This window comes from Pseudomonas sp. HMWF006, from assembly GCF_003061205.1.
GTDB classification, from domain to species: domain Bacteria; phylum Pseudomonadota; class Gammaproteobacteria; order Pseudomonadales; family Pseudomonadaceae; genus Aquipseudomonas; species Aquipseudomonas monsensis.
This window is the reverse complement of sequence record NZ_QAIU01000642.1, coordinates 1-9,016: the sequence shown is the minus strand read 5'-3', so window position 1 is coordinate 9,016 and position 9,016 is coordinate 1. Positions and strand designations below refer to the sequence as shown.

Below are 9,016 nucleotides of genomic sequence, written 5' to 3'. Positions count from 1 at the left end.
GCGCAGCGGCCCTGAGAAGGTGGGTTGCGATCCACCTGATTCACCGAGGTGGGGGATATAGGGGGCGCTGCGCACCCCAACGGGGATAAATCCCCTCGCCACAGGGTTTCAGTCAGAACAGAAATTTCGGATAACACCAACAAGAGGTTCCATGCCCAACCGCCCGCCTCTCGACGCCATCACCGCACGCTGGTTGCCGTGGGTCGTCGCCATTGCATTCTTCATGCAGTCCCTCGACGGGACCATCCTCAACACCGCCCTGCCGGCCATGGCCAGGGATCTGGCCGAAGACCCCTTGCGCATGCAAGGCGTGATCATCGCCTACATGCTCACCGTGGCCCTGCTGATACCGGCCTCAGGCTGGATCGCCGACCGCTTCGGCACCAAGAAGATCTTCTTCGGCGCGATTCTGCTATTCAGTTTCGGCTCACTGCTCTGCGCGCTGTCGAGCAGCCTGAGCATGCTGATTGGCGCGCGGGTCATTCAGGGCCTGGGCGGTGCGCTGATGCTGCCGGTCGGACGCCTGGTGGTGCTGCGCGCCTATCCACGCTCGGAACTGGTGCGGATCATGGGCTTCATCACCATTCCCGGCCTGCTCGGCCCGTTGATCGGGCCGACCATGGGCGGCTGGATGGTGCAGTACCTGACGTGGCACTGGATCTTCCTGATTAACCTGCCGGTCGGCGTCATCGGTTGTTACGCGGTGTGGAAGTTCATTCCCGACCTGCGCGGCAGCGAGCGCACACGGTTTGATAGTTTCGGTTTCCTGCTGTTCGGCGCGGCGATGATCCTCATCACCATCGCCATGGAAGGCCTTGGCGAATTGCACCTGCCGCACTTGCGGGTGATGCTGCTGCTGTTTGCCGGTCTGGCCTGTCTGGCGGCGTACTGGCTGCGCGCCGGGCACGTGGAAAATCCGCTGTTCGCCCCGTCGCTGTTCAAGACCCGCACCTTTGCCGTCGGCATTCTCGGCAACCTGTTCGCCCGACTGGGCAGCGGTGCCCTGCCGTTTCTGGTGCCGTTGCTGCTGCAAGTGGCGCTGGGTTATTCGCCGTCCCAGGCCGGGATGAGCATGTTGCCGCTGGCCGCTGCGGCGATGTTTGCCAAGTGGATGGCACGCCCGCTGATCGAACGCCTCGGCTACCGCATCGTGCTCACCGGCAACACCCTGGCACTGGGGATCATGCTGGCGAGCATGGGCCTGGTCAGCGAGCAGACGCCGTACTGGCTGCTGCTGTGCCTGCTGGCCGTGCTTGGCGCGATCAACTCGCTGCAATTCACTGCAATGAACACCGTGACCCTGATCGACCTCGACGACGCCAGCGCCAGCAGCGGCAACAGTTTGCTGTCGGTGGTGGCGCAATTGTCGTTGAGTCTGGGGGTGGCGTGCGCCGGTGCGTTGCTCGGTGGCTTTACGGCAGAGATCGGCAACGATGGCGTGGAAACCGTGCTCGGCGCGTTCCAGCTGACCTTCGTCACCGTCGGGATCATGGCGATGCTCGCCGCGACGATTTTCTCGCAACTGTCGAAAGAAGACGGCCGGCGGGCCAAGCGTCCGGAAGAACACATCGAACATTAATTTGTAATGGGGACTTTTGTGGCGAGGGGATGTATCCCCGCTGGGTTGCGCAGCAGCCCCAAGAAGGTTGGATGCGATCAGCCTGATGTTCCGAGGTGGCGGGTATAGGGGGCGCTGCGCACCCCAGCGGGGATAAATCCCCTCGCCACAAGGAATGCTGCTTGCCACTGGGTTTGATGTGCATTGCACACTGTTCGTCCAGAACTTTCGAAGAAAGTGGCACGGGGCTGCTACACTGCGCGACATTTTGTTTTGCAGGCCAGTCCCGTGACCACCATCGCCACCGCTTTTAATACTCTGCCGCTGTCCGCCGCCATGCTGGCTAACCTCGAATCCCTCGGTTATGCCCAGATGACGCCGATCCAGGCGCAGAGCTTGCCGGTGATCCTCAAGGGGATGGACCTGATCGCCCAGGCCAAGACCGGCAGCGGCAAGACCGCCGCGTTCGGCATTGGCCTGCTCAACCCGATCAACCCGCGTTACTTCGGTTGCCAGGCACTGGTGATCTGCCCGACCCGTGAGCTGGCCGACCAGGTCGCCAAGGAAATCCGTCGTCTGGCCCGTGCCGAAGACAACATCAAGGTCCTGACCCTGTGCGGCGGCGTGTCGTTCGGCCCGCAGATTGCTTCGCTGGAACACGGCGCGCACATCATCGTCGGCACCCCGGGGCGTATCCAGCAACACCTGCGCAAGGGTTCGCTGGTGCTCGACGGCCTGAACACGCTGATCCTCGACGAAGCCGACCGCATGCTCGACATGGGTTTCTACGACGCCATCGAAGACATCATCGAACAGACCCCGTCGCGCCGGCAGACCCTGCTGTTCTCCGCCACGTACCCGGTGGGCATCAAGCAACTGGCGTCGAAATTCATGCGTGATCCGCAAACGGTGAAAGCCGAAGCGTTCCACGACGACACGCAGATCGAACAGCGCTTCTACGAGATTTCTCCGGAAGAACGCATGAGCGCGGTGACCAAAGTCCTGCACCACTTCCGCCCGGCCTCCTGCGTGGCGTTCTGCTTTACCAAGCAGCAGGTGCAGGAAACCGTCGATCACCTGACCGCCAAAGGCATTTCCGCCGTCGGCCTGCATGGCGACCTGGAACAGCGTGATCGCGATCAGGTGCTGGCGATGTTCGCCAACCGCAGCACCTCGGTTCTGGTCGCCACCGACGTCGCCGCCCGTGGCCTGGACATCGACGCGCTGGACATGGTGATCAACGTCGAGCTGGCCCGCGACTCGGAAATCCACATTCACCGCGTTGGCCGTACCGGTCGCGCTGGCGAGAAAGGCATCGCGGTCAGCCTCGTTGCACCGTCCGAAGCCCATCGCGCGCAAGCTATCGAACAGCTGCAGAAAGCCCCGCTGAACTGGGATCAGGTGGACAACCTCAAGTCCCAGGGCGGCGCGCCATTGCAGCCACCGATGAGCACCCTGTGCATCGCCGGCGGCCGTAAAGACAAAGTGCGTCCGGGCGACATCCTCGGCGCGCTGACCGGCGACGCCGGCATCCCGGGCGCCCAGGTCGGCAAGATCGCGATCTTCGACTTCCAGTCGTATGTGGCGGTTGAGCGCACCGTGGTCATGCAGGCGCTGCAGCGTTTGAACAACGGCAAGATCAAGGGCCGTTCGCTGCGCGTGCGTGTTTTGTAAACGATCTTCCATCCGAGGAAGGTCCCTGTGGGAGCGGGCTTGCCCGCGATGACGGACTGACAGACAACATCCATGTTGAATGTGCAGGCCTCATCGCGGGCAAGCCCGCTCCCACATGGGCCGCCGGTGATTTTGAAATTTGTGTGAGGACACCGTTTTGCGCTCTACCGAAGTCGTGATCATTGGCGCTGGCGCCGCAGGGTTGATGTGTGCACTGACCGCCGCCGGGCGTGGGCGTGAAGTGTTGCTGCTCGATCATGCGAACAAGGCCGGCAAGAAAATCCTGATGTCCGGCGGTGGCCGCTGCAATTTCACCAACATGTACACCGAACCGGGCAATTTCCTCTCGCACAACCCGCATTTCTGCAAATCCGCACTGGCGCGTTACACCCAGTGGGATTTCATCGGCATGGTCGGCAAGCACGGTGTGCCGTACCACGAGAAGAAGCTCGGCCAGCTGTTCTGCGATAACAAATCCAGCGACATCCTCGGCATGCTGCTCGACGAGTGCGATCAGGTCGGCGTCGAGTTGCACCTGGACACCTCGATCCAGACCATCGAGAAGGTCGAAAACGGTTACCTGCTCGACACCACCCTCGGCCAGTTGCAGTGCCAGTCGCTGGTGATCGCCACCGGCGGACTGTCGATCCCGACACTGGGCGCCACCGGTTTCGGTTATCAGGTGGCCAAACAGTTCGGCCATGAACTGCTGCCGACCCGAGCCGGGCTGGTGCCGTTCACCATCACCGATCAGCTCAAGGAACTGTGCACCGAGCTGTCCGGCACATCGGTGGATTGCCTGGTCAGCTGCAACGACCAGAGCTTTCGCGAGAACATCCTGTTCACCCACCGTGGCCTCAGCGGCCCGGCGATTCTGCAGATCTCGTCGTTCTGGGAGCCGGGTGACACCGTGGAGATCAATCTGCTGCCGGACCACGACACGGCCGCGTGGCTGCAACAGCAAGTGGCCGAACGCCCGAACAGCGAACTGAAAACCCTGCTCGGCGAGATCTTCACCAAGAAGATGGCCAATCTGCTGGCGGACAACTGGTTCGTCTCCAAACCGATGAAGCAGTACACCCACGCCGAACTGGCGCAGATCGCCGACAAGCTGGGCAGCTGGAAAGTCGTGCCGGCCGGCACCGAAGGCTATCGCACGGCCGAGGTCACGCTGGGCGGCGTCGACACCCGCGAAGTGTCGTCCAAGACCATGGAATCACTGAAAAGCCCTGGCCTGTATTTCATCGGCGAAGTGCTCGACGTCACCGGCCACCTGGGCGGCTTCAACTTCCAGTGGGCATGGGCCTCTGGCTACGCTGCCGCGCAGTACGCCTGATCCAAATACAAAACCCTGTGGGAGCGAGCTTGCTCGCGAAGGCGGTCTTTCAGTCAACTTTGTGGTGACTGACACATCGCCTTCGCGAGCAAGCTCGCTCCCACAGTGGTTTGTGTGTATGTAAAAGGAACACTTTTTGCTGTCAGATGTGCTCGGCGCCATTGCGTCGGCGTCATTACTGGCTCAATTTAGCGGCATCGCCTCGGAAGGCCTTCGCACTTCATGTCCTCGACCTCGTTTCGTCAGTCTTTGCGGCGCCTGTGGGCGCTGGATAAATTCAGCTACAGCGTGCGGGTGTTCATCGCCCTGACCGGCAGCATGGCGCTGTGTTGGTATCAGGATGAAATGGGCCTGCTGATCCCGTTGTTCCTGGGGATCATCGCCAGCGCCCTGGCCGAGACCGACGACAGTTGGCAGGGCCGCCTCAACGCCCTGGCGGTGACGCTGGTGTGTTTCAGCATCGCCGCGCTGTCGGTGGAATTGCTCTTCCCCTACCCCGTCGTATTTGCCATCGCCCTGGCCTTGGCCAGCTTCGGCCTGACCATGCTCGGCGCCCTCGGCGAGCGCTATGGCGCGATTGCTTCGGCGACGTTGATTCTGTCCGTATACACGATGATCGGCGTCGATCAGCGCGGCGGCGCGGTCACCGATTTCTGGCACGAACCGATGCTGCTGGTGGCCGGTGCCGCGTGGTACGGCTTGCTCTCGGTGTTGTGGCAGGCGATGTTTTCCAACCAACCAGTGCAGCAGAGTCTGGCGCGGCTGTTCCGCGAACTGGGCTTTTACCTGAAGCTGAAATCATCGCTGTTCGAGCCAATCCGGCAGATGGACGTCGAAGCCCGGCGCCTGGAACTGGCACAGCAAAACGGTCGCGTCGTGGCAGCACTGAACAGCGCCAAGGAAATCATCCTGCACCGGGTCGGCAACGGTCGTCCGGGTTCGAAAGTCAGCCGCTACCTCAAGCTGTACTTCCTCGCCCAGGACATCCACGAACGCGCCAGTTCTTCGCACTATCCGTACAACGCGCTGGCCGAAGCGTTCTTCCACAGCGACGTGCTGTTCCGCTGCCAGCGCCTGCTGCGCCAGCAGGGCAAAGCCTGCCGGGCCCTGGCCGAGTCGATCCAGATGCGCCAGCCGTTCATCTACGATGCCAGCTTCGCCGAAGCCCTGAGCGACCTCGACGCCTCCCTTGAACACCTGCGTATCCAGAGCAACCCGGCGTGGCGCGGCCTGCTGCGTTCGCTGCGCGCACTGGCGGCCAACCTCGGCACCCTCGACCGCTTGCTCAGCGATGCGAGCAACCCGGATGCCCTGGCCGATGCGACCGACAGCAGCCTGCTCGACCGCTCGCCACGCAACCTCAAGGACGTTTGGGTGCGCCTGCGCACGCAACTGACGCCGACCTCTTTGCTGTTCCGCCACGCCCTGCGCCTGCCACTGGCATTGAGCATCGGCTACGGCATGGTGCACCTGATTCACCCGTCGCAAGGCTACTGGATCATCCTCACCACGCTGTTCGTCTGCCAGCCAAACTACGGCGCGACGCGACGCAAACTCGGGCAGCGGATTCTCGGCACCGCCATCGGCCTGACCGTGGCGTGGGCACTGTTCGATCTGTTCCCCAGCCCGCTGGTGCAGTCGTGCTTCGCGATCGCCGCCGGGGTGGTGTTCTTTATCAACCGCACCACCCGCTACACCCTGGCGACCGCCGCAATCACCATCATGGTGCTGTTCTGCTTCAACCAGGTTGGCGACGGCTACGGGCTGTTCCTGCCGAGGCTGTTCGATACCTTGCTCGGCAGCCTGATCGCCGGCCTGACGGTGTTCCTGTTCCTCCCGGACTGGCAGGGTCGACGCCTGAACAAGGTGCTGGCCAACACCCTGACCTGCAACAGCATCTATCTGCGCCAGATCATGCAGCAATACGCCGCCGGCAAAAGCGACGACCTCGCCTATCGCCTGGCCCGACGCAACGCGCACAACGCCGACGCGGCACTGTCGACCACGCTGGCAAACATGCTGATGGAGCCGGGGCATTTCCGCAAGGAAGCAGACGTTGGCTTCCGTTTTCTGGTGCTGTCGCACACCTTGCTCAGTTATTTGTCAGGGCTGGGTGCGCATCGCGAGACTCAGCTCCCGGCGGAAGTGCGTGAACACCTGATCGACGGCGCCGGGGTGAAGCTGGCCGCCAGCATTGATGAAATCGCCCAGGGATTGGCGAACAAGCAACCAGTGGCGATTCAAAGCGATGAAGAAGAAGCGCTGGCCAATGAGCTGGAGCAGATGCCGGACGAGATTGATGAAGGACAGCGACTGGTGCAGACGCAACTGGCGCTGATCTGCCGGCAACTGGGGCCGTTACGGACGTTGGCGGCGCACCTGATCAAGGACACCAGCGAGGTTTGAGGTGGCCGGGCGGGCCCTTTCGCGAGCAAGCTCGCTCCCACAAGGTTAATTGGTGAACCACCGTTTTGTGGTCAACCTTAACCACTGTGGGAGCGAGCTTGCTCGCGAAGGCGTCAGCACAGGCACCACGATTCCTGGATTCTCACATCCCATGCTGCCTCAACAACTTGTCATAACTGCCATCCGCCTTCATCGCCGCAATCGCCTTATCAAACCCGGCCACAATCTGCTCATGCTGCGGATTCTTCAGGCTCACCAGAATATGCAGGCTGTTCTCGCTCAACGGCTTGGGCAGAAACTCCAAGGCGTTGCGCACTTTCGGTGATTCGCGGGCCAGGTAATAGCGCGCGACGTACTCGTCTTCCAGCGTCAGTTTGACCCGATCCGCCGCGAGCATGCGCACGGCCATGGCGAAGTTATGCACAGGGACTTTCTGCAGCGCCGTGTCGGCGTCGAACGGCGCCGAATAGGCGTAACCACGCACCACCGCAATCGGATACGTGTGCAGTTGCTGCAGATTGTTGTAGTCGAGCGGCGTGTCTTTGCGTTTGAGAAAGCGGATACGGTTGAGCAGATACTCACCGGAGAACTGGCCGAGTTTGGTGCGCTCGTCGTTGTACCAAGCGTTGACCAGCACGTCATAACGCCCTTCGCCCACGCCCAGCAGCGCCCGCGCCCACGGCACTTGTTCATAGTCGCTGGCATAACCGGCCCGGGCCAGCGCGGTGCTGACAATGTCAGTGGCCAGACCGCCGTTGACCAGCGTGTCATCCGTAAAGGGTGGCCAGATATCAAACACCAGCCGCAGCTTTTCCGCTGCAGCGCTCTGGCCCAGCAAGAGCAATCCGACCAGAGCAACGGCTCGATGCAGTCGCGGCATGCTTGAAAATCCTTAGCGGGCGGGCTGCCCGACGTGTTTTTCAGTCAAAACCCCAAGGCCCCGTACCGGCGAAACCCAGGCCCTAACATTAGCTCATTGAAGCCAGTGCACAGCGCTCACCAGCAGATTACACAAAGAAGACAAGGCTGCGAGAAAGGAATGATGGCATTTTGACCTTTGTCACAGACTCTTACGCCATACAGACATCTTTGGCGCGTGCGCTTAGTATCGGGCGACACGTTCAAGGAATCGGCAAATGACTATCGAGTGGATCTGCAAACATCACAGCGACCTGGGTAAAGAGCAGCTGTACGCGCTTCTGAAATTGCGCTCGGAAGTGTTCGTGGTCGAACAGAAATGTGCGTATCCGGATCTCGATGGTCAGGATCTGGAGGGCGACACCTACCATTTGATGGGTTGGGACAATGATCAGTTGGTGGCGTACCTGCGCCTGCTGGACCCGGAATCCCAGGGCGGTGACGTGGTGATCGGCCGCGTGGTCACGGCGCCGCAGGGGCGCGGCAAAGGGCTCGGCCACGAAATGATGGAACAGGCGCTGAAACAGGCCGAGAAGCATTGGCCACAGGTGCCGATCTACCTGTCGGCACAGGCGCATTTGCAGGGGTATTACGGCAAGTACGGCTTTGTGGTGGCGGGTGAGGAGTATCTGGAAGATGACATTCCGCATATCGGGATGCGTCGTTCCTGAACAGCCCTCACCCTAGCCCTCTCCCAGAGGGAGAGGGGACTGACCTTATTGTCTTGCGTCAGACATCGACCTGAAAAACCACGTCGATTATGGATTCACAGCGACAATTTCAGGTCGGCGTACCTCTCCAATATCCCCCAATCGGTCCCCTATCCCTCCGGGAGAGGGGACTGACCTTATTGTCTTGCGTCAGACATCGACCTGAAAACCGCGTCGATTATTCACAGCGACAATTTCAGGTCGGCGTACCTCTCCAATATCCCCCAATCGGTCCCCTATCCCTCCGGGAGAGGGGACTGACCTTATTGTCTTGCGTCAGACATCGACCTGAAAAACCACGTCGATTATGGATTCACAGCGACAATTTCAGGTCGGCGTACCTCTCCAACATTCCCCAATCGGCCCCCTATCCCTCCGGGAGAGGGGACTGACCTTATTGTCTTGCGTCAGACA

The 9,016-nt window shown here is 61.1% G+C and carries 6 protein-coding genes; 5 read left to right on the top strand and 1 reads right to left on the bottom strand.

The genetic code is table 11. The features are described from left to right. The first annotated feature begins 151 nt into the window (after positions 1-151). From mdtD to yccS, 4 genes are all read left to right on the top strand, one after another. The gene (mdtD, locus tag DBR24_RS29725; protein ID WP_128616483.1) at positions 152-1,579 is read left to right on the top strand and encodes a multidrug transporter subunit MdtD; all 1,428 of its coding nucleotides are present in this window, start codon (positions 152-154) and stop codon (positions 1,577-1,579) included. A 315-nt stretch (positions 1,580-1,894) separates the two neighbouring features. Beyond that, entirely contained in the window at positions 1,895-3,232 is a 1,338-nt protein-coding gene (gene dbpA, locus DBR24_RS29720) for an ATP-dependent RNA helicase DbpA (protein WP_256591983.1), read from the top strand. A gap of 157 nt (positions 3,233-3,389) precedes the next feature. Beyond that, positions 3,390-4,568 carry an NAD(P)/FAD-dependent oxidoreductase gene (locus DBR24_RS29715; RefSeq protein WP_128616481.1) on the top strand — a complete coding sequence of 393 codons (1,179 nt, stop codon included), beginning with the start codon at positions 3,390-3,392 and terminating at the stop codon, positions 4,566-4,568. A gap of 222 nt (positions 4,569-4,790) precedes the next feature. Continuing rightward, positions 4,791-6,974 (top strand): YccS family putative transporter, encoded by a 2,184-nt coding sequence (yccS, locus tag DBR24_RS29710; RefSeq protein WP_123469447.1) that lies wholly within the window; start codon positions 4,791-4,793, stop codon positions 6,972-6,974. Positions 6,975-7,116: 142 nt separating this feature from the next. On the opposite strand, the gene DBR24_RS29705 is transcribed toward yccS, so the two are convergent. Further along, positions 7,117-7,854: an ABC transporter substrate-binding protein gene (locus DBR24_RS29705; RefSeq protein WP_128616480.1), complete on the bottom strand. Its 738-nt coding sequence runs from the start codon at positions 7,852-7,854 to the stop codon at positions 7,117-7,119. A gap of 256 nt (positions 7,855-8,110) precedes the next feature. On the opposite strand from DBR24_RS29705, the gene DBR24_RS29700 reads away from it, so the two are divergent. Further along, entirely contained in the window at positions 8,111-8,563 is a 453-nt protein-coding gene (locus DBR24_RS29700; RefSeq protein WP_128616479.1) for a GNAT family N-acetyltransferase, read from the top strand. Positions 8,564-9,016 lie beyond the last annotated feature (453 nt).